Raw genomic sequence first — 19,430 nt, 5'->3', positions numbered from 1 at the left:
TTCACATGAGCATTCTCGTTACCGGTGCCACCGGCACCATCGGTTCTCTGATCACCCAGGGCTTGGCCGACGCAGGCGCCAAGGTCAAGGCACTGGTTCGCCAACCCGGCAAGCGCACTTTCCCGACCGGTGTCACCGAGGTGGTCGCAGACCTCACCGACGTCGCGTCGATGCGCGCCGCGTTGTCGTCGGCGCGCACACTGTTCCTGTTGAATGCGGTCACTCCCGACGAAGTGACGCAGGCGCTGATCGCCTTGAATCTTGCCAAGGAAGCAGGGATCGAGCGCATCGTGTACCTGTCGGTGATCCATGCCGACAGGTTCACCAACGTGCCGCACTTCACCGGCAAGCACACGGTCGAGCGCATGATCGAAAGCCTCGACATTGCTGCCACGATTCTGCGCCCGGCGTATTTCATGCAGAACGAAGCGATGATCCAGCAGACGATTCAACAGTACGCTGTCTACCCGATGCCGATCGGCTCGGCAGGTGTGGCCATGATCGATGCGCGCGACATCGCCGACATCGCGGTTGCCGAGTTGCTGCGCCGCGACCGCGCACCCGCCGCACTTGAGCGTGTCACGCTCGAACTGGTCGGCCCGCATGCAGTGACAGGCCCCTCCGCCGCGAAGGTCTGGAGTGCGGCGCTTGGGCGCGAGATCGCCTATGCGGGCGATGACGTGGCTGCCTTCGAAGCGCAGATGGCAGCCTACGGCCCCTCCTGGCTGGCCTATGACATGCGCCTGATGATGGCCGGCATCCAGACCCACGGCATGCGGGCGGCCGACGGCGCGGTAGAAAAACTGCAGGCCATGCTGGGGCGTCCGCTGCGCACCTACGAAGACTTTGTGCGCGAGGCGACGGCTCGGGCCTGAGCGCAGGTGGCGCGGCAGGCGTGGCGATCACGGGGCAGGATGTCATGCCGCTGCATGGCACCTGCGCGTCTGAGGCAGACTTTGCAGATGGACACGATTCGGCCGTATCAATCTCGGGACTTCGACGCCTGCATGGCGCTCTTCGATGCGAATGTGCCGATGTTCTTCAGCGCCGGTGAACGTGCCGACTTTGCCGGCTTCCTGAGCCATCACGCCGCGGCGTGGCACTACCAACTACTGGAGCGCGGCAACGCTGTCGCTGGCTGCGCCGGCTACGCGATCGGCGCCGATGGCACAACGGCGAGCTTGTGCTGGGGCATGGTCCACCCGCGCCTGCACCGCTGCGGCGTGGGGACGCAGTTGCTCCTGGCCCGGCTTGAAGCATTGCGCCAGATGCCGGATGTCCGGCATGTCATCTTGGATACCAGTCAACACACCCGGCAGTTCTATGCCCGCTTCGGCTTTGTGGTGCAGCAAGTGACGGTGGATGGCTATGCGCCGGGTCTGGAACGATGGGATATGGCGCTCGAGTTGTAGTGCTGCATGCTATCTGCGGGCGATGCTGACCTGCGCAGTGACGATGTTGTTCACGGCATATGGATGCGCGAGCGGTCGTGCAGACAAGCAGCCTTGCCGTCCCATCACTTTTTCGGGCTGGTCACCAGTGCCCGCCACCGGACACGATTCTCTGGACACGTCCTACTGCTGGAGCAGCACGCTTATCGCGCTGCGTCCTTGTTCACCTGCGCGCGTGCGAGCGCGCTGGCCGATACCAGCAGATCCGGCAGTTCCTGGCGGAAGGCCTCGGCTTGCCCGGCCTGCAAGATCCCGTGAAAGCTTGCGTTGTCGAACACCGGCCTGCCCTGCAGGAAGAAGCCATCGCGGCCTTGCACGACGAAATGGAAACACGCCTGCCAGCGCGGGTCCGGGCTGGCCGACAACTGCACTACCACCTCGCTGCCGGCTGATGCGGTGCTTGCCGGGGTGACCGTGATCGTTCGCGCGGTGATCTGACTGCTGTTCATGCCGACCATGATCGCGCTTGGGACGTGGTGGCGGAGTGAGCCGGTGATGGCACCACATGACATCCGGAGCGGAAGCGCCGACTGACCAACGTATCGAGACACCGGCCAGCGCGCATGCCTGACACCAGCGACGATGGTGCCAACCGTTGCAACCGCACTGGCACGTTTCTTCCGACGTGCCGGCAACGTTGCCGACGTCCTTGCGAGTTCGCCTTTGCCGACACTGCGTGCAGACACAAGATGGCGGCCAGGCGACGCAGCGGCAGATCGATGCGCATCGCGCCAGCAACGCTTGCGCTGGACGCTGCATCGCGCGCCGCCGACGACGGAATGATTGGATGGGTCATTCATGCAGCGGCTGCCTGTCAATCGGCACAGAGCAGACATCAAGAGCGGCGCGGATGTGAGCAACGTCTTCAGTGTCGTGCTGACGTCGTCGCGCTGCCAGTCGGTTTTTTCCTGACCGGCGTGAATAAAAACGCACGCTAAATACGGGCCGAGATGATTGGTTCAAGTTTCCGATTCTTGCGTCGTTATCACGTTGCCGAGGCATTCACGCGAACATCACGCGACCTGCCGCCGGTGCCACCTACTGGACATCAGGACGACCCGCATGACCGCCTATTTGCAACGCTATAACGTCGGGCGCCGTCTCGGCGTCGCCTTCGGCATCCTGATTCTGTTGTCAAGCCTGCTGGTGGCAACCGGCCTGGTCACCATGGCCAAAGCACGACAGCAATTCGATTTCATCGTGCTTGACCGCATGGCCAAGATCCAGATCGGCAACGGCATGCTGGATGCCAACTCATCGATCCTGATCGCGCTGGGCACCTATGCCATGGCCACCAGCGACGAACTCAACAACGAAGCGCTGGCCACCATCAAGGCGCAGCGCCAGCGCTACAACGACCTGCGGGCCAAGCTCGATACGCTGCCCAGCTCCGAGGAAGGTCGCAAGATTCGCGCCGAGATGGACGCGCGACGCGCCATCTCGGGCAAGATCAACGACCAGGTCATGGCGCTTGCCGCTCAAAACGACAACGCGCCTGCGCAAGCCTTGCTCAGCGAAAAGGCACGCCCGGCGACGATGGCGTGGCAGGACAAGATCCGCGAACTGGTGACCCGTCAGGAAGGCCAGAGCCAGCAAGCCTATGCCGATGCGGTGGCGTCGATGAATCGCGGCAAGCTGCTGATCATCTTCGGTGGCATTGCCGTGGTGGTGATCAGCAGCCTGCTCGCCTGGCTCATCACCCGCAGCCTGACCCAGCCGCTTGCACGCGCCACCAACGCCGCAGAGGCGATTGCCAACGGCCAGCTGGACAACGACGTGGAAAGCGACGCCAAGGATGAAACCGGCCGCCTGTTGCGTGCCATGCGTGGCATGCAGAAGCAGTTGCAATCCTTGCTCGACGCGCAGAGCGACATGGCCAGGCGCCACGATGATGGCCAGACCAGTTTCCGCATCGATGCTGCGGCGTTTCCTGGCGACTACGGCCGCATGGCCAAGGACACCAATACGCTGGTGGCGTCGCATCTGGCGGTGCAGACCAACCTGGCACGCATCATGGGGCGCTACGCCATCGGCGACCTCAGCGAGAGCATGGACCGCCTGCCCGGCGAGAAAGCGGTGCTGACGCAGACCATGGACGAGGTAAAGGCCAACCTGTCTGCGATGAACCGCGAGATCAAGCAGCTGGCGCAATCCGCAGCCAACGGCGACTTCAGCGCACGCGGCGATGCCGAGCGTTTCCAGTACGACTTCCATGTGATGGTCGATAGCCTCAACCAGTTGATGGCCACTGCCGACGGCAACCTGCAATCGCTGTCGTCGCTGCTGCAGTCCATCGCCGCAGGCGACCTCACCGCGCGGATGACCGGCGACTTCAAGGGCGTGTTCGCGCAGATGCGTGATGATGCCAACGCCACTGCCGCGCAGTTGGCCGAGATTGTCGGCCGTATCCAGCACTCGGCCGTGTCGATCAATTCTGCCGCCAGCGAAATCGCTGCAGGCAATCAGGACCTGTCGCAGCGTACCGAACAGCAGGCCGCCAATCTGGAAGAAACCGCCGCGTCGATGGAAGAGCTGACCTCCACCGTGCGCCAGAATGCCGAACACGCCCGTCAGGCCAATCAACTGGCGATCGGTGCGGCAGGCGTGGCATCGCAGGGCGGCGAGATCGTGAGCAAGGTGGTGGGCACCATGGCCGGTATCGAGGCCTCGTCCAAGAAGATTGCCGACATCATCTCCGTCATCGACGGGATCTCGTTCCAGACCAACATCCTGGCCTTGAATGCGGCGGTGGAAGCGGCACGTGCCGGCGAACAGGGCCGCGGCTTTGCGGTGGTGGCATCGGAAGTCCGCACCCTGGCCCAGCGCTCCACCGCTGCGGCGAAGGAGATCAAGAGCCTGATCGACGATTCGGTCGAGCGGGTCGCCGAAGGCTCGACCTTGGTGCATACCGCAGGCGCCACGATGGCCGAGATCGTAGCCAGCGTGCAGCGCGTGACCGACATCATGGGCGAGATTTCCGCAGCGTCGCAGGAACAGTCGGCCGGTATCGAGCAGGTCAATACCACCGTGACGCAGATGGACGAAACCACGCAGCAGAACGCCGCACTGGTGGAAGAAGCCACCGCCGCCGCACGCTCGATGGAAGAGCAGGCCGTGCAGCTGACGCAGGCGGTATCGGTGTTCAAGATCAGCGAGGGCAGCACGCGCACCACGCGGCCGGCACCGCCGGTTGCGGCCAAGCTCAGCGAGATTGCCGGCCGGCCCGCCGCCGTCAAAAGCTTGCCACGCCAGGCACCTGCAGCGAAACGCGCAGTGGCTGCAGGTACCTCGCACGATGCAAGCGACTGGCAGGAGTTCTGATCTGCGGCATCGCAAACGGCCCGGCTCGTCCGGGCCGTTTGCGTTTGAGCGCTGAGCGCATCTGCAACCGACCCATGCGCCAAAGCGCTCCATTACCGCAGGTACGAGCACGTGCACGAGGCCTTAACCCGCCCGGCCTATGCTGCGCCGGGCTGGACCGCACGCGGCGCTCTGTTGCGCTGAATATCGATCGCCGTTGTCGTCCATGCCCCCGGAAGATCATAGACATCGCAAAGGAGACTGTATGAAGAAGCTGCACACGCTTATGGCTGTCGGTTGCCTGCTGGGTCTGAGTTCGCCTGCATTTGCCGAGATCGCCAATCTGACCAATAGCGCCGATGGCGCCAATCGCGACGCGGGTATCGCGGCGGTAAAGCAGAAATTGCAGGACGCCTGCAAGTCGCGCAACGGTACCGTGGATCTGGATTCGTTCGAGGTGGTGTTCGAGAGGACCAGCAAGAACCCGGACGTCCCAAAGCCCTATTATGTGGACGCGAAAATCAAATGCGATCTGCCCTAAGCGCGGCGAACAAAATGCGCCTGGCAGTGCCGGAGCGCGTCCATCGCGCATCGAGCACATAGATCACCACAAGGCCCCGCAGACGCGGGGTTTTGTTTTTGCTGCGGCCGGCCCTGCGCGTCGGGCGGCGCTTGAAGAGCGTCGATCCCTTCCTGTTAGTGAAAAACCGCATTGCTGCGCGCTACGCGTTGATCGTCGCTCGCCTGCGCAGCTTGGCAGACAGGCGGGCTCGCATCAGCTGCAATACCTGCTGCATTGGCGATGCGGCGGTGAACAGGGTGCATGATCGTACGCCGCTTCTGCCAACGCGCCTTGGCTGCTGCAGACGCCCCGCCCGCTACCCCAGCTGTGCCCGCGCCGCATCCAGGGTGGTCATGATCTGGATCACTTCATCCAGCGGATGGAGTGGAGATTCCTTGCGCCCTTCCCCGATGTAACGCGCCGCGGCTGTCGCTTGCCACGACAGGCCCGCGTAGCCGCTGATTCCGGTCGGATCCATCCACACCACGGGCGTGCCGGCGTGGTCGTTGCCGACCAGGCTCAGCGCGGTCGGGTTGTGGAACTCGCCGGCAAGGTCGATGCGGCCCTGGCTGCCGGTGACATAGGCGGTGGAACTGCTGCGGGCCACGATGGAACTGATCAGTGTGGATTGCGCGGTGCCGCCATGCGACAGCACCATGGTCGAGAAGGCATCCACGCCGGTGTCGGTCAGCGCGCCGGTGGTCGTGATCGCGGTCGGTGCGCCCAGGATCATCGAAGAGAACTGCACCGCATACACGCCCAGGTCCAGCAGCGCGCCGCCGCCGAGCGCAGGATTGCGCTGGCGGTGCGTCGCATCGTCAGGGCCGCGTTGGCTCAGATCGGCGAACACATGGCGAAGCTCGCCCAACGCGCCATCGGCCAGCAGTTTCCGCAGCACCGAGGTATGCGGCAGGTAGCGGCTCCACATGGCTTCCATCAGGAACAGACCGCGCTGCCGCGCCTCCTGCACCAGCACGCGTGCATCGTCGGCGCAGGTGGTCATGGGCTTTTCGATCAACACATGCTTGCCCGCGCGCAGCGCCAGCAAGCCCTGCTGCAGATGTTCGCTGTGCGGGGTGGCGATATAGACGATGTCGACATCGTGGTCTTCGACCAGCGCCTCGTAGCTGTCATAGGCGCGCTGCATCGCCCAGGTGCTCGCAAAGGCCTCGGCACGCGCACGCGTGCGCGAGGCCACTGCAAATGGTTGTTGTCCGGTATGGCGGCGCAGCGCGCTCACGAACGCGGAGGCGATCGCTCCAGGCCCCAGCACTCCCCACCGCAACGCGGGCTCGCCGCGCTGCGGCAGGAACAGCTCGGGCTCGGGAAACACTGTGGGCGTCATGCGCTTGGCCTCCTGGATAGCATGTGCGCGCATCCTAGCAAAGCGGGAGCAGCGTTCCCGGTGTGCCGGCCTGCGCAGCGCCATCGTGCGGTGGGAGAAACCGATCACGGCAGGCGCAACATGCGGCGCCCTCTGTCGCCTGGCCGAAGACATGCCTGCAGTCCGCGTGCAGACGTTCCGGCGCATCGGCATGGCTGCAAAAGGCGATGCGGCCGTCGGGCCGCACCAGGATCGACGCGCCGGCATGCACCGTCCAATCGGCGGTGGGCGCAGCGCCATCCAGATCCGAGAATGCGCTCGCGTCGTCGGGCTGCGGCAGGGCCGCGGCTGCCTTCTGAATATCGATTTGCGCAGCAAGTTGCAGTGGTTTCCTTGCGCTTCTGTTCGCTTCTCACGTCGAGAACCGTTGTCACGCGTCACACCCCTTGCACCGTGCGCTGCTTAGCGTGGCCCGATGAGCGCACGTATTTCATCGCACACCCTTGCCTTTGCATCGCACACGGACTCAGCCCGCACCGACGGACTCAAGCAGTCGATTGCGGACAAGTGGCTACACATACATCCGACGCTGCCACTTCCCGGGCGTGGTCGCACCCTGGGGCGCTGGCAGACGCTTGCCGATATCGCGGCAGACGACCTGTGCGCGGCCAAGTTCCTGGAAGCGCATTACGACGCGCAAGCCATCTGTGCCGATCTGGGGGTGGACCTCATCACGCCGACCCAGCGTTGGGCGGTGTGGGCGGCCGAGCCGCCCGGCTCGGATATGCGTTTTTCCGGACAAGTGCTCAACGGCACCAAGGCGTGGTGTTCGGGTGCGGCGCAAGTGACGCATGCGCTGGTAACGACGCGCCATGCAGGCGCCAGTTGCCTGTTTGCCGTGGCGCTGGATCAGCCCGGCATTCAGATCGACAACAGTGCGTGGCAGGCAGTCGGCATGCAAGGCATCGAGACGGCCAATGTTCGCTTCTCCGATACGCCAGCGCGGCAGATTGGCGCAGGTGATGCGTACCTGACCCGACCTGGATTCTGGCACGGCGGTGCCGGCATCGCCGCGTGCTGGTTCGGCGCCACCGTTGCGGTTGCCGATGTGCTGCGTGCCTCTGCGCGTGTGAGCAAGGATCCGCATGCCGCCGCGCATCTGGGCGCCATCGATACAGGCCTGGCATCTGCAGCTGCGTTGTTGCGTCAGCTGGCAACGCGCATCGACGCGCAGCCGGAACAGGCACATCTGCGTGGCGTCCTGCAGGTACGCAGTGTGGTCGAAGCGGTGGCGCGCGACACGCTGGATCGGGTCGCGCGTGCGTTGGGGCCAGGCCCGCTGTGCGGCAACCGCGCACATGCGCAGCGTTGCGCCGACCTGTCGGTGTTTATTCGGCAGCATCACGCAGAACGCGACCTGCAGGCCCTGGGCGAGTTATGCCAACAGGAGACATTGCCTTGGAAGATCTAGCCGGGCAGCCCATCGAGGGCACAGGCACGCCGGAAACAGCATGGCGCTACGCGCCGTACCTGAGCGAGCTGCCACGCGTCACGCTGTCGCAACTGATGCAAGGTAGCCAGCGCCTGGTGGTGGTGGCACCGCACCCGGACGACGAGGTGCTTGGATGTGGCGGGTTGATTGCCGCCGCGCGTGCCGCAGGCGTACCGGTGTTGATCGTCGCGCTGACCGATGGGGAGCAGGCCTACCCCGACGAACCCGGCTGGCAGCCACAGGTGCTGGGCCCGGCGCGGCGCCTGGAACTGGATGCCGCCGTGCAGCAGTTGGGTGTAGTGCCTGGCGCATTGACCCATCTCGCACTGGGCGATGGCGCGCTGGCGGCATGCGAAGCGCGCATGGCACAGGCCCTCGGTGATCTGATCACTGCGCAGGACACGGTGCTGGTGACCTGGGAGCGCGATGGCCATCCGGATCATGAGGCGGCGTCGCGCGCGACCCATGTCGCGTGCAAGGCGCAGTCGGCGCGGCGTCTGCAATATCCGGTCTGGGCGTGGCATTGGTCGCGTCCGGAAGACGGGGTATTTGCCGATGGCACTGCCGTGCGCTTCGATCTATCGCCTGCGGTGCTGAGTGCCAAGCAGCGCGCCATTGCGTGCTTTGCCACCCAGTTGGGCCACTGCACGCCACCCGTTGCAGAGCCGATTCTGCCGCCGCCGGTGCTGGAGCGCTTTGCGCGGCCGTTCGAGGTCTTCATCCGATGACCGCGCTGAGCGTTGAGCACTTTGAGCAGATGTACGCCGATGCAGACCCGTTCGGTTATCGCTCGCGCTGGTACGAGCAGCGCAAGCGCGACATCCTGCTCGGTGCCCTGCCCTATCCGAGGTTCGCGCGTGGCTGGGAATTTGGCTGTTCCAATGGCGAGCTAACCGCGCAGCTGGCGCAGCGCTGTGACACGCTGCTGGCGACGGATCTGTCGCAGCAGGCGGTCGAGCTGGCGAGCGTGCGGCTGCAGGCACTGCCTGCGGTCACGCTGCAGCAGGCCGCGCATCCGTCGGACTGGCCGGAAGGGCTGTTCGACCTGATCGTCTTCAGTGAGGTGGGTTATTACCTGGACGCCGCGGCTTTCGAAAAAACCGTGGCGTTGTTCGCCCGCTCGCTCACCGCCAACGGCTGCCTTGTGGCATGTCACTGGCGGCACGACTTCGATGGCGCGTTGCGCAGCGCCGAGCAGGTCCACAGCGCGCTGAACCAGGCATTGGCGATGGACACGCTGTGCTGTTACCAGGATGCGGACTTCGTGTTGCAGGCCTGGATGTCCGGGCCGTCGATTGCGCAACAGGAGCAGCTGCGATGATCGCGGTCACCATTCCGGCGCATAACGAAGCGGATCTGATCGGCAAGTGCCTGCAGTCCATTCTGGTGGCAGCCGCGCACCCGCATTTGGCGGGAGAGCGCGTGGAAATCCATGTCGCGCTCGACCGCTGCAGTGACGGCACCGGCGCAATTGCACGCGCGCACGGCGCAAGAACCGTCACTACCGCAGGCGGTGTCGGCATTGCCCGTGCAGCGGCGGCATCGGCCGCGATTGCGCGCGGGGCACGCTGGCTTGCGTTTACCGATGCCGACACCTGCGTGCCGCCGGACTGGCTTTCGGCACAGCTCGATTGCGCGGCGGATGTGTTCTGCGGCGCGGTGGAGGTGACCGACTGGCACGATTTCCGTCCCGAAACACGGCAGGCCTTCCTGGCCAAGGAAATCCGCCGCGACGGGCATCCGCATGTGCATGGTGCCAATCTCGGCATGAGTGTGGCTGCGTACGTGGCCGCCGGTGGTTTTTCTGCGCTCAAGTGCAGCGAAGACGTGGCGCTGGTTTCGGCGCTGGAGCGCGCAGGTATGCAGATTGCCCGCCTGGTCAAGCCGGTCGTCAATACCAGCGCTCGCCGTATCGCCCGCGCGAGCGGCGGATTCAGCGATCATCTGGCCCGCCTGGAAATGACCGTCCTGGCTGGCGAGCCGGTACTGGAGCGTCAGGTCTAGCCATCGGGTACATCGTCAGATGTGTCCAGCAACAAGCACACGTAGTGATGGCCGGTGCTGGAGACGAACGCCCCGTGGAAACATCGCAGATAACCCCACCACTGCCGTTGCTCGATCGTTTCGGCGCGACAAGCAATCACGACATTCGAGCTCGCATTTATTTGCATAAGCGGGCTGTGCATAAACCACCGCGATTGTGCTCTTCCGATTCAAGGCTACCTGCAGATCATTATCCGCGCTGCTTGCAAATCGAAAACATAGCGATCAAGGTGCAATTGCTCCTCGACTTCATGCAATCGCTTCACGCCGGCCATTACCGCTACCGAGGTCATGATGGACTCCACGATGTTCCGGCAGATTGGTCGTTATCGATTGACTGCACATACGGTTCCGTTGGACGGCGTCTTCTTCCCGGAGATTCTGGTGTCGTTCGACGATGGGATCACCTTGTATGGGCACAGGCGCGAGATGCGATTCGACACGCAACTTGCCGCGCACCACTACGCCAGACAATGGATGGGCAGATGCACCGTGACGCCGCTAGGTATTCTCGAAAGTATCTAGGCGTCGCCGGCATCTCTGATGTCAGCAACCAGTCGGCTCCGCTGCCGGGAAGCCAAGCGTGAAACAGGCGCCCTGCCCTGGCATCGACTGCACTTCAATATAGCCGTCGGCCTGCCTGACCGCCCCATCCACTTGTGCCAAGCCCAGCCCGGTGCCCTTGCCTGCCGGTTTGGTGGTGAAGTAGGCGTCGAACAGCTGATCGCGGATCTCCGGTGCAATGCCGCTGCCATTGTCCTGGACAGAGAGGGTGACATAATCGCCGGCGCGACGACCGGCAGCATCCACATCTGCTAGCGTCCGCGTCGCCACCGTGATGCAGACCCTGCCACGCACCGCGCAGACATCGCGCGCATTGATCACCAGGTTCAACAAGGCCCGTTCCAGCGTGTGTGGATCCGCCAGTACGGCACTGTCGCAAGTCGTGGTTTCCCACTCGACCGATACCGCAGCGCCTGCCGCCTGTTGAAGCAGGGGCAGCAGGCGTGCGACCAGCGCATTGAGCTCGACGCGTTCGGGAGCATAAGGATGCTTGCGCGCGAAGCCCAGCAGGCGTTGCGCCATGACCGAGCCCTGCTGCAGAGCGGTCTCTGCCATGCGCAAAATCTTCTGATCCGCTTCGCCAAGGGCGCCGCGCGACTGAACCACATCGATGGCAGCGCCCGCAGTTTGCAGCACGTTGTTCAGGTCGTGAACGACACCGGCCAACAGTTGCCCCACAGCCTCGCCCTCCTGCGCTCGCTCGGCCACGCGCTCGGCCAGGCGCTGCGCAGCACGTGCAATATCCAGCTCGACCTCGATGCTTGGAGACTGCGCCTCTGCACGTACTTGGTCGTGCGTCGCCGCTGCAGCAGGCTCAACGTGATGGATTGCAGACTCGGTGCGGGCCTGCAGCGTCTGGTTGAGCGTGCGTAGTGCCAGTTGCGACTGCCGGCGTTCGGTGATGTCGCGATTGACCGCCAGCACGCCCTCGATCCGGCCATCCGCGTTACGCAGCGGGCTTGTCGACACCAACCAGCTCTGGAGCTGCCCGTCTGCATTCGTACATTCGGTTTCGAACTGCTGCGACTCGCCGCGCTCGGCAGCAGCGAGCGCCCGCCGCACGCGCGGCCTGAATCGCTTCGGCCATAACGACACCCAGGGCAGACCCACCACAGAGGCGGCATCGACAGACGCCACACGCGCCAGACCATGCGCGTTGACGAACCTGACGCGTCCGTCCAAGGCAATTTCCTTGATGGAATCCAGTGACAGCTCGACGACCTGTCGGTAGCGATGGTCGGGAAAGTCCTGCGTGCTGTTCATGGTTCTCAAATCGATCACGTGTTTTTCGCGTGGGAAACGTAGTGTGATGCATGCATCCTCAGAAAACCTGCTTTATGGGCTCTACAAACGAAAAACTGATTCTTGTCGTCGAGGACGATGCTGACACGCTCGAGTTGGCCACGCTGCTGCTGACCGAGAGCGGTTATGCGGTCGTCACCGCAACCGATGCGCAGGGCGCGCTGGAGCATATCGATAAGCACCCGGCGATCGCGCTGGTTTTTACCGATCTGCAGATGCCGGGGCTATTGGATGGATACGGCCTGATTTCGTATCTGCGCGCGGATGGCAACAATCTGCCGGCGATCCTGACATCGGGTCTGGGGCATTCCCCCAATGGGTTACCCAGCCGGACGACGTTTTTAAGCAAGCCCTACACACGCCGCAGCCTGGTGCAGAATATCGAGGCTTTTGTCGGGCATTAGAGCGGCCAACAGAACTACTGCGCGGCCGTCAGGCGGGCGCGCCCGGTGCTCGGAATCGGCATCACTCCTACGCTTGGGGTTCCGAGTCCCTCGTCCATAGCACCGACGAACGTTGGCTATGTTTTGTCAGCTGCTCTTGGCGTGACGGTCAGCACAGCTCACACCTTGCGGCGCATGTGCATGTTTCAGGTGTGGTGATTGCGCCGCGCTGGGTTGATTGACCAAAATGCCCCAGCAGGATCGACAGGCGTCGCGATCAGCTGCTCGACGCTGGATCGCACACCTTGCCAGCCATCAGCGCGCCGCGCGTCGCCAGCCTGCATTGATTGCTTCCTGGCTTGTGCAGAAAAAACGCTCGCCCTTGGCAGGTGAGATGCTGGTCCGCGTGTAATCGCGTTGCCCGGGCATATGGAAGATCTTGCTGCCCTTGCTGGAAATATTGCCCTTGATGGCGCAGTGCGCAGGCGTTTGCGTCTGCACTGCGGCCTGAGCCCGCTGTGCCGATTGCCTGCGCTTGCCGCGTCGGTAATCAGCAGGCATCTGAAAGCTGCCGGCCCAGAGGTTGCGCCGTTGTTGCTGCGCGTTGCGCTCGTCGGCAACGAACGCGGTGGCGTACTCGCGGTAGGCCACCGCCCAACCGGCTTGCACCATCCAGCGGTTGACCGACTGCCCCTGCACATAGCATTCGGCCACGATCCGTCCATAGCGATCGGTGTCCTTGGGTTGGCAGCGAACCGTCTTGTCGAGCAGGTAGCCATCCAGTGCGGCAGCCGAACGTCGGCCGCAAGGCCATGCGCTGCCAGCGTTGCTGGTGCATTGCTGCGCGCTTTCCGGTGCATCGATGCCCCACAGGCGGATACGTTTCTGCGCGACAGTGATGGTGTCGCCATCCGTCACGGTTGCCCGGCCGACCAGCTCCGCTGCGATAAGAGGTGAAGCGAAGAGCGCTACGACAACAACCACCGAACATCTGAACAACATCAACAACAAGCCTCGGGTGATCGGCAGAGCGTGGTCCGTCTGTTCTTGCCTTGGTGATTGCGTCTAGCCGGTTGGCTCACCAGAGGTCCATCGCACTGATGCCTGTGTCGTCCAGGTCGACGCGGGGGGCCGGCACTGTATGTCAACGGGACGGCGATGCCTATCCCTTGTGCTGGTCCGCCAAGACGGTGCCGCGCTTGGTATTCATTGACGCACATCCCTAACAGTTGCATTCGAGGCCGATCAATCGCGATGCTCATAGACGGCCAACAGAGGCTCGTGCCTTGAAGACCGGCGCCTCTGAAAAGTTGGGTTGTTCCCGGTAAGGCCTGCAGGTAGCCCTGCCCCGCACTCCGGCGCAGGTAACACATCAAATACTGCCCGGTTCTTTGCAGAACCGGGCAGACAGGCAGGCTTACTGTGCAGCCGCTTGCGGCGCGACAGGCGCTGTATCGGGTGTCACTCGCCAGATCGTATTGGCCAGGTCGTCCGCGACGATCAACGCACCACGTGGATCGAGCGTGACACCGACCGGGCGGCCGCGGGTCAGGCCATCGTCGCCATGGAAACCGGAGACGAAGTCGATCGGGTCGCCCGCCGGGCGGCCATCGCGGAACGGCACGAACACCACCTTGTAGCCCACCGGCGGGTCGCGATTCCAGCTGCCGTGCTCACCGACGAACACACCGTCGGCAAACTGCGTTCCCATCGTGGCCGCCGAAAACGCGACACCGAGTGCGGCGACATGCGAGCCCAGCGCGTAGTCGGGCACGATGGCCGAGGCGACCTTCTGCGGATCCTGCGGCATGACCCGCGTGTCCACGTTCTTGCCCCAGTAGCTGTAGGGCCAGCCGTAGAAGCCGCCTTCACGTACCGAGGTGAGGTAGTCGGGCACCAGATTCGGGCCGATCTCGTCGCGCTCGTTGACCACCGCCCACAGTGCACCGCTACCTGGCTGGATCGCCAGTGCCGTGGGATTGCGCAGCCCGGTGGCATAGCTCTTGTGGGCGCCGGTTGCCGGATCCACCTGCCAGACCTGGGCGCGGTCGACTTCGGCAATCATGCCGCGCTCGGTGATGTTGCTGTTGGAGCCGATCGCAACATACAGATAGCGTCCATCGGCACTGGCGGTGAGGGCCTTGGTCCAGTGGTGGTTGATGGCCGACGGCAAGTCGGTGACCTTGCTGGGCGCAGCGCTGGCCTTGGTCTGCCCTTGCTGATAATCAAAACGCACCAGCGCGTCCTGATTTGCCACGTACAGCGCGTTGCCGATCAGCGCCAGGCCATAGGGCGCATTGAGCTTGTCGGCAAACACGGTCTTCAGTTCATAGGTGCCGTCGCCATCGGCATCGCGCAACAGTGTCAGCCGGTTGCCGCTCTTGACCGAGGTGTTGCCCTTGGCCTTGATCGCACCGGCAATCACGTCCTTGGGCTTGAGGTTGGGTGCATTGCCGCCGCGGCCTTCGGCGACCAGGATGTCGCCATTGGGCAACACCAGCGTCTGGCGCGGGATGCCCAGACCGGTGGCGATCGCAGCGATGCGGTAACCCGCGGGCACGGTGGGCTTGCGCTCGCCCCAGGCTGCCGGCTCGGCGATGGTCATGTCGGGCAGCAGGCCGCGATCCGGCGCAGGCAGCTCGGGACTGGCGCCGTGTTGTTTGAGCTCGGGCGCCTTGCCGCAGGAAGCGAGTGCGGCGGCGAGAATGGACACCGACAGGACGGTAACGATATGACGCTTCATCGGGCACCTCCCACGCGCAGGCTGGATAGCCCCGACCAGGTTGCAACAAGCGCGAATGCGGTCGCAATCGCAGAAAATACCAGTGCCGCCGGCATGATGGCCCAGGCATCGCGTGCATGATGCAGGGCGTCGAAGAAGCCGACAATCCATGCGGCACCGAGCGCAATCACATAGATCAGGTTGCGGCTTCCGCGAACGAAGCCGACGATCGCGCACAGCAAGGCGATGGTGGTCAATACCATCGCGCCGATCAGCAGCCACGCAGCAAAGTTGGCCCACTGGATCTGATGACTGCTCCAGTAAGCGTAGTCGCTCAGCAAGGCACCGAGAAACAGCGGCCACACACCGCCGAGCACGGCTGCATGGAACGGATGGATGGCCCAGGATCGGGCGGGCATGGCAGTTGAATTCATGGCGGACTCATTGGGCGCGTTGGTGAAACGTGCCCCGATGCTGCCAGCTGCCACGTGATGAGCGCGGTGATGCTGGGTCTTCTCTGCGCGATGGCTGCTCTGACGCGGAATCCGTCATGCCCCGGGTTCAGACCTCGTGGCCCAAGACTATCGGTCCAAAACAGCATCCACAGCGCGGGGCGCGGCTAACTTACTGTCCAGATGAGGCCGATCACGGCCAAGTGCGCAACGTAATAACCATAAAACGCCCAACGTAGCCGGGGTAGCGGTAATTGCAGCCTGCCGAGCTGCATCAGCGGAAGTGCCAACAAGGCCCAACCATTGCCGTTGTTCCAACACAACAGTCCCATGCAGATCCACAACCTCCACGGCAATTTGGCTAAAGTCGGTTTTGTAGAAGCCAGGCCGACAAGTGACTGCAGCGTTCCGCCAGTGCGAAACCAGCTCCATGCCGCCCCTACAAGCCAAACTCCGATCCATTGATAGTCGACGGCCAGCGGCGCAAGCAGTCCAAGAAACGAGGCCAGCAGCCAGCGGCGATCTTGTATTGACCAGACGAGACAAGTCGCAAGTGCGAAGGTGAAAAGGATGTTGACCGGCAGCAGGAAACCAAATGCCCATACGTGGAACGGCTGTGCAATGAGCCCCCAGCCAGCCAGCCGCTTTACCGACTTCGCGTAGTCGGTTCCAGGTTGCGCGAGATTGAAGGCCATGATCAAAGCGAAAACTGGGAAGGCTATGCGTCCGAGTTCAGATAGAACCGGTACATAGCCATCCAGCAGTGCCTTGACTACATGATCGAAGGTCATAAAAACAAGCGCAATCCATTTCAGGAGCTCCCTGCCGCTACTTGTCATGTTGCCTCTCAAATGTCGTGCTGCAGCAGCCGCAAAACTGCGCACTTGGACAGCCATGGAAGGTGCGGCCAATCCCATCACCATCGCCGCGTGAATTTTTCATCAATCAACTACCGGTAGAAGAACGGTTGTAACTCAAACCGAGCAGGCAATCACCCGCTCTTTGACACAGGCAGCTGATGTGGCTTCTCAACCTGCTGGATTTGTCGCTGCAAAAGCCGACGACAGAATAGTGGAATGTAGGCGCTCTGGCGTGGCGGGCATGGAGACATCCAGCCCCTTCCAAGGCTGCGCTGCTCAAGCAAAACCGAAACCACTCATCCTGCCGAGCGACCGCTGGACCGCTGCCATGACCACAGGTCATAGAAAGATGTGCGTGCTCCAGGCCGCTCTCTACGCTGGGCTCCATCCACTGGAGGAGCAGGCAGATGAAAGCATTCGCAATGATGTTGCTGGCAACCGCGTTGACCATGACCGACACGACCAGCATGCCCGGCCAGCGCCGCTTCAAACAGGGACACAGAATAGGACCGTACCGATGCGATTGCACGAGCTGCATGGCCAGGACTAGCACTGATTCCCTGCCCCGGCGGTTTCGTCAGCAGTACGCATCCAGGATGGCTTGAATTCCAATGCGCGTTTGCAGTGATGAGCGCCATTCATAGGACCATGCAAGCTGGATGGATGGAGCGGCATTGCATCTGCCTCATGCTGCTTGTCGGTACGTATGGCAAGGAGACGGCGATGAAAAACGCAAGCGTGGTGCGTTCGATTCGACATGGTGTGCGCGCAGCTGGGGCGCCATCTGCATCGCACGGTCCGGCAGTTGATGCTTGGATTCGCGTTGCCTTGCCCCTAGATCGGTGGAGAGATGCGATGCCATGCGCGAGCGCGCTGCGCCGCGCGCTCCCCTCCATGGCTGCGCTGTTGTTGGGCGCAGTTGCCCTGCTCTCTGTTGCCCCCTCCCCCGCGGCAGCACATCCTTCGGAGATCACGTCCATGACGACACACGCCACCTTGTCGCCCAGCCAGCAGGCCATTGCGCCAATTGCCGCGTTTGCGGCCACCGGCGATATCGACCGCTTGAACACCGCATTGGAGGCGGGCCTCGATGCTGGCTTGAGCATCAGCGACTGCAAGGAGGTACTGGTCCAACTGTATGCATATGCCGGGTTTCCGCGCAGCCTCAATGCACTGGCCGCGCTGATGCAGGTCGTCGATGCACGCAAGCAGCGCGGCATCGCCGATGCGCCGGGACACGAGCCCGGCCCGGTACCGAGCGGCGATGCGCTGCTGGCGCTGGGCACCGCCAACCAGACCCGTCTGGCCGGTGCGCCGGTGACCGGGCCGTTGTTTGCGTTTGCGCCGGCAATCGATCAGTACCTCAAGACGCATCTGTTCGGCGACATCTTTGCCCGCGACAACCTGGATTGGGTGAGCCGTGAACTGGCCACGATCAGCGTGCTCGCCGCCCTGGAAGGCGTGGAGGCGCAACTGCAGTCGCATTTGAAGATCGGCTTGAACATCGGCGTGACCGAGGCGCAGCTGCACGAACTGGCCAAGGTGCTGGACAAGCGCGTCGGTGCGGCCGCCGGCACACGCGCCAAGGCGGCACTGGCCAAAGCCAGGGCCCAATGAGCCTGCGGCGGGGTTCGACAACCGCAGCGCGTGCTGCCGGCGCGAATGCGGCTGCCCACGGCAGCACGTCGAAACCGATCGGGCCCCGCTAAAGCGGCGCCGGGCCAGCCGCCAGCCCCGGCCGCCCACCGGCCTGCTTGACGATCAACTGGCCGATGTATTGCTCGGCCAGCCTGGTGCCGATCTCCAGCGCGGTCTGCAGCGAGCCGAAGGTGGGCGCGGCCGGCAGCGGTACGGGATGCCCACAGACCTGCAAGGTCTCCAACACGATGCGCCGATGCCCGAGCTGTCGAGCGACCACGCGGTACGGCAGGCCCTGGTCGGTGCCTTCCGTGGACATTCTTTCGGTGCAGTGGGTACTCATCGGGCTCGAGCATAGCTGTGATGCCCAAATTTGGCGGCGCGGCAACTTGAACAATTTATGCAGACGCTAGCGCAGCGTCAGCGGCGCACTCCCGACAGAACCGCTGCGGCCTGAACAGGCTCGGCCATGCCGCGATGACACCGATGTCGCACCTTGCGCGGCACACGCAGCGGCGCCAATAAGAACAGCATCAGAATAATCGGCTCTAGGGGAACGCCGAACGTTGGGTTCTTCCCCCAAAAGATCGGCTTGAATATGCTCCCAGCATTCAGCTTGATGGCCTGAAGCGAGGATGTGCCTGTCTCGATGTTTCACTCGGCGCACTGAATATCCAGCGTTTCTTCGAGCATGTCCCTTTGCGCATTTCATGCAGGAAAAGCGGGGAATTGGGCACAACGGCAGGGTTCGCTCGCTTTTGGTCAATATAAATGCGGTGGATATATTCGTTCTGCAGCAGAAAATTTAATATAACTTCGATGTCGCTGCGATAAAACTCATCCGATCAGGCCTGATACAGAAGAGTCCGTTAGAGTTGCTAACTTACAGTCGAATCCGCTACACCGTGTGGGCAATTTACCGACATCTTCGACGCATTTCCTGATTACCTGCGATAGTCATCGCATTTAGGATTGCCGCCCCCGGAGATTCGTGACGACTTATTGTCGCGTTCGCTCTGACATTTCCTTGCAGTCGAGCCTGATAAGGCGCTTTTTAATCTGTTTTGGCTATGGATTAAATCGTGAAGTCCTATGCAGGACATTTTTCTCTGAATAGCAACTGTCCGTTCATGTTTTAGAGTTTGCCGGTAGCGCCGTTAAACAATCTCGCAAGCACATGGTTCGATGCATCGGCGCATCACCGTGTTATCCGGAGCGCTTATCTGAGGGGACAGATTCGCGGCGGATAAAGTGAATAACGCGTGAAATCCAACGCCACACCGGCTTTTCCCGGTGCTGGAATCGTCTGCGCCAAATTTTAGAATCTTTGCAGTTGC

20 protein-coding genes are annotated in these 19,430 nt (G+C 62.8%); 11 read left to right on the top strand and 9 right to left on the bottom strand.

Annotated elements, in window-relative coordinates:
- Positions 1-5: 5 nt before the first annotated feature.
- Together GGR73_RS05450 and GGR73_RS05445 are read left to right on the top strand one after the other, a co-directional pair.
- On the top strand, positions 6-875 hold the full coding sequence (locus tag GGR73_RS05450; protein WP_184455939.1) for an NmrA family NAD(P)-binding protein: 870 nt from the start codon (positions 6-8) through the stop codon (positions 873-875).
- A gap of 87 nt (positions 876-962) precedes the next feature.
- Positions 963-1,412 (top strand): GNAT family N-acetyltransferase, encoded by a 450-nt coding sequence (locus GGR73_RS05445; RefSeq protein ID WP_456362920.1) that lies wholly within the window; start codon positions 963-965, stop codon positions 1,410-1,412.
- 182 nt (positions 1,413-1,594) lie between these two features.
- On the opposite strand, the gene GGR73_RS05440 is transcribed toward GGR73_RS05445, so the two are convergent.
- Entirely contained in the window at positions 1,595-1,900 is a 306-nt protein-coding gene (locus GGR73_RS05440) for a hypothetical protein (RefSeq protein WP_065031404.1), read from the bottom strand.
- A 613-nt stretch (positions 1,901-2,513) separates the two neighbouring features.
- On the opposite strand from GGR73_RS05440, the gene GGR73_RS05435 reads away from it, so the two are divergent.
- Complete coding sequence (locus tag GGR73_RS05435; RefSeq protein WP_102256747.1) at positions 2,514-4,772, top strand: methyl-accepting chemotaxis protein; 2,259 nt, start codon at positions 2,514-2,516, stop codon at positions 4,770-4,772.
- A gap of 244 nt (positions 4,773-5,016) precedes the next feature.
- Complete coding sequence (locus GGR73_RS05430) at positions 5,017-5,292, top strand: hypothetical protein (protein ID WP_024939953.1); 276 nt, start codon at positions 5,017-5,019, stop codon at positions 5,290-5,292.
- Positions 5,293-5,629: 337 nt separating this feature from the next.
- Here GGR73_RS05430 and GGR73_RS05425 read toward each other — a convergent pair whose 3' ends face one another.
- Both GGR73_RS05425 and GGR73_RS20270 read right to left on the bottom strand, forming a co-directional pair.
- Positions 5,630-6,658 (bottom strand): Gfo/Idh/MocA family protein, encoded by a 1,029-nt coding sequence (locus GGR73_RS05425; protein ID WP_184455937.1) that lies wholly within the window; start codon positions 6,656-6,658, stop codon positions 5,630-5,632.
- A gap of 34 nt (positions 6,659-6,692) precedes the next feature.
- On the bottom strand, positions 6,693-7,004 hold the full coding sequence (locus GGR73_RS20270) for a hypothetical protein (protein ID WP_456362936.1): 312 nt from the start codon (positions 7,002-7,004) through the stop codon (positions 6,693-6,695).
- Positions 7,005-7,112: 108 nt separating this feature from the next.
- Between GGR73_RS20270 and GGR73_RS05420 the strand changes: the two genes are divergently transcribed.
- From GGR73_RS05420 to GGR73_RS05400, 5 genes are all read left to right on the top strand, one after another.
- Positions 7,113-8,108 carry an acyl-CoA dehydrogenase family protein gene (locus GGR73_RS05420; protein WP_181123451.1) on the top strand — a complete coding sequence of 332 codons (996 nt, stop codon included), beginning with the start codon at positions 7,113-7,115 and terminating at the stop codon, positions 8,106-8,108.
- The gene (locus tag GGR73_RS05415) at positions 8,096-8,857 is read left to right on the top strand and encodes a PIG-L deacetylase family protein (protein WP_081008623.1); all 762 of its coding nucleotides are present in this window, start codon (positions 8,096-8,098) and stop codon (positions 8,855-8,857) included. The genes GGR73_RS05420 and GGR73_RS05415 overlap by 13 nt, the downstream gene beginning before the upstream one ends.
- Complete coding sequence (locus GGR73_RS05410; RefSeq protein WP_065031368.1) at positions 8,854-9,450, top strand: class I SAM-dependent DNA methyltransferase; 597 nt, start codon at positions 8,854-8,856, stop codon at positions 9,448-9,450. The genes GGR73_RS05415 and GGR73_RS05410 overlap by 4 nt, the downstream gene beginning before the upstream one ends.
- Positions 9,447-10,133, top strand: a complete 687-nt coding sequence (locus GGR73_RS05405) for a glycosyltransferase (RefSeq protein WP_184455935.1) — start codon at positions 9,447-9,449, stop codon at positions 10,131-10,133. Before GGR73_RS05410 ends, GGR73_RS05405 begins: the two co-directional genes overlap by 4 nt.
- Positions 10,134-10,478: 345 nt before the next feature.
- Complete coding sequence (locus GGR73_RS05400) at positions 10,479-10,697, top strand: hypothetical protein (protein ID WP_226427841.1); 219 nt, start codon at positions 10,479-10,481, stop codon at positions 10,695-10,697.
- Between the two features lie 21 nt (positions 10,698-10,718).
- Here GGR73_RS05400 and GGR73_RS05395 read toward each other — a convergent pair whose 3' ends face one another.
- Positions 10,719-11,999: a two-component system sensor histidine kinase NtrB gene (locus tag GGR73_RS05395; RefSeq protein WP_184455933.1), complete on the bottom strand. Its 1,281-nt coding sequence runs from the start codon at positions 11,997-11,999 to the stop codon at positions 10,719-10,721.
- 50 nt (positions 12,000-12,049) lie between these two features.
- Here GGR73_RS05395 and GGR73_RS05390 point away from each other — a divergent pair, with 50 nt between their 5' ends.
- Entirely contained in the window at positions 12,050-12,442 is a 393-nt protein-coding gene (locus tag GGR73_RS05390) for a response regulator (RefSeq protein ID WP_372358761.1), read from the top strand.
- Between the two features lie 294 nt (positions 12,443-12,736).
- Here the strand turns inward: GGR73_RS05390 and GGR73_RS05385 are convergent, their stop codons facing one another.
- The 4 genes from GGR73_RS05385 to GGR73_RS05370 form a co-directional block, all read right to left on the bottom strand.
- The gene (locus tag GGR73_RS05385) at positions 12,737-13,423 is read right to left on the bottom strand and encodes a thermonuclease family protein (protein WP_184455931.1); all 687 of its coding nucleotides are present in this window, start codon (positions 13,421-13,423) and stop codon (positions 12,737-12,739) included.
- A 415-nt stretch (positions 13,424-13,838) separates the two neighbouring features.
- Complete coding sequence (locus GGR73_RS05380; protein WP_184455929.1) at positions 13,839-15,164, bottom strand: PQQ-dependent sugar dehydrogenase; 1,326 nt, start codon at positions 15,162-15,164, stop codon at positions 13,839-13,841.
- A complete protein-coding gene (locus GGR73_RS05375) occupies positions 15,161-15,577 on the bottom strand; it encodes a hypothetical protein (RefSeq protein WP_046345946.1) in 417 nt (138 codons plus the stop codon). The genes GGR73_RS05380 and GGR73_RS05375 overlap by 4 nt, the downstream gene beginning before the upstream one ends.
- A gap of 185 nt (positions 15,578-15,762) precedes the next feature.
- Entirely contained in the window at positions 15,763-16,434 is a 672-nt protein-coding gene (locus GGR73_RS05370) for a TraX family protein (protein ID WP_065031373.1), read from the bottom strand.
- A gap of 999 nt (positions 16,435-17,433) precedes the next feature.
- Between GGR73_RS05370 and GGR73_RS05365 the strand changes: the two genes are divergently transcribed.
- Entirely contained in the window at positions 17,434-18,072 is a 639-nt protein-coding gene (locus tag GGR73_RS05365; protein WP_080689558.1) for a carboxymuconolactone decarboxylase family protein, read from the top strand.
- Between the two features lie 88 nt (positions 18,073-18,160).
- Here GGR73_RS05365 and GGR73_RS05360 read toward each other — a convergent pair whose 3' ends face one another.
- A complete protein-coding gene (locus GGR73_RS05360; RefSeq protein WP_024940668.1) occupies positions 18,161-18,436 on the bottom strand; it encodes a hypothetical protein in 276 nt (91 codons plus the stop codon).
- Positions 18,437-19,430: the final 994 nt, after the last annotated feature.

The organism is Xanthomonas sp. F14, assembly GCF_014199865.1.
This window is presented reverse-complemented; position numbering and strand designations above follow the sequence as displayed.

What these genes read in the sequence shown, in the direction of transcription:
- GGR73_RS05450 (WP_184455939.1), top strand. Translation starts at nt 6, where the DNA reads ATGAGCATTCTCGTTACCGGTGCCACCGGCACCATCGGTTCTCTGATC.
- GGR73_RS05445 (WP_456362920.1), top strand. Translation starts at nt 963, where the DNA reads ATGGACACGATTCGGCCGTATCAATCTCGGGACTTCGACGCCTGCATG.
- GGR73_RS05440 (WP_065031404.1), bottom strand. Translation starts at nt 1,900, where the DNA reads ATGAACAGCAGTCAGATCACCGCGCGAACGATCACGGTCACCCCGGCA.
- GGR73_RS05435 (WP_102256747.1), top strand. Translation starts at nt 2,514, where the DNA reads ATGACCGCCTATTTGCAACGCTATAACGTCGGGCGCCGTCTCGGCGTC.
- GGR73_RS05430 (WP_024939953.1), top strand. Translation starts at nt 5,017, where the DNA reads ATGAAGAAGCTGCACACGCTTATGGCTGTCGGTTGCCTGCTGGGTCTG.
- GGR73_RS05425 (WP_184455937.1), bottom strand. Translation starts at nt 6,658, where the DNA reads ATGACGCCCACAGTGTTTCCCGAGCCCGAGCTGTTCCTGCCGCAGCGC.
- GGR73_RS05420 (WP_181123451.1), top strand. Translation starts at nt 7,113, where the DNA reads ATGAGCGCACGTATTTCATCGCACACCCTTGCCTTTGCATCGCACACG.
- GGR73_RS05410 (WP_065031368.1), top strand. Translation starts at nt 8,854, where the DNA reads ATGACCGCGCTGAGCGTTGAGCACTTTGAGCAGATGTACGCCGATGCA.
- GGR73_RS05405 (WP_184455935.1), top strand. Translation starts at nt 9,447, where the DNA reads ATGATCGCGGTCACCATTCCGGCGCATAACGAAGCGGATCTGATCGGC.
- GGR73_RS05400 (WP_226427841.1), top strand. Translation starts at nt 10,479, where the DNA reads ATGTTCCGGCAGATTGGTCGTTATCGATTGACTGCACATACGGTTCCG.
- GGR73_RS05395 (WP_184455933.1), bottom strand. Translation starts at nt 11,999, where the DNA reads ATGAACAGCACGCAGGACTTTCCCGACCATCGCTACCGACAGGTCGTC.
- GGR73_RS05390 (WP_372358761.1), top strand. Translation starts at nt 12,050, where the DNA reads ATGCATCCTCAGAAAACCTGCTTTATGGGCTCTACAAACGAAAAACTG.
- GGR73_RS05385 (WP_184455931.1), bottom strand. Translation starts at nt 13,423, where the DNA reads ATGTTGTTCAGATGTTCGGTGGTTGTTGTCGTAGCGCTCTTCGCTTCA.
- GGR73_RS05380 (WP_184455929.1), bottom strand. Translation starts at nt 15,164, where the DNA reads ATGAAGCGTCATATCGTTACCGTCCTGTCGGTGTCCATTCTCGCCGCC.
- GGR73_RS05375 (WP_046345946.1), bottom strand. Translation starts at nt 15,577, where the DNA reads ATGAATTCAACTGCCATGCCCGCCCGATCCTGGGCCATCCATCCGTTC.
- GGR73_RS05370 (WP_065031373.1), bottom strand. Translation starts at nt 16,434, where the DNA reads ATGACAAGTAGCGGCAGGGAGCTCCTGAAATGGATTGCGCTTGTTTTT.
- GGR73_RS05365 (WP_080689558.1), top strand. Translation starts at nt 17,434, where the DNA reads ATGACGACACACGCCACCTTGTCGCCCAGCCAGCAGGCCATTGCGCCA.
- GGR73_RS05360 (WP_024940668.1), bottom strand. Translation starts at nt 18,436, where the DNA reads ATGAGTACCCACTGCACCGAAAGAATGTCCACGGAAGGCACCGACCAG.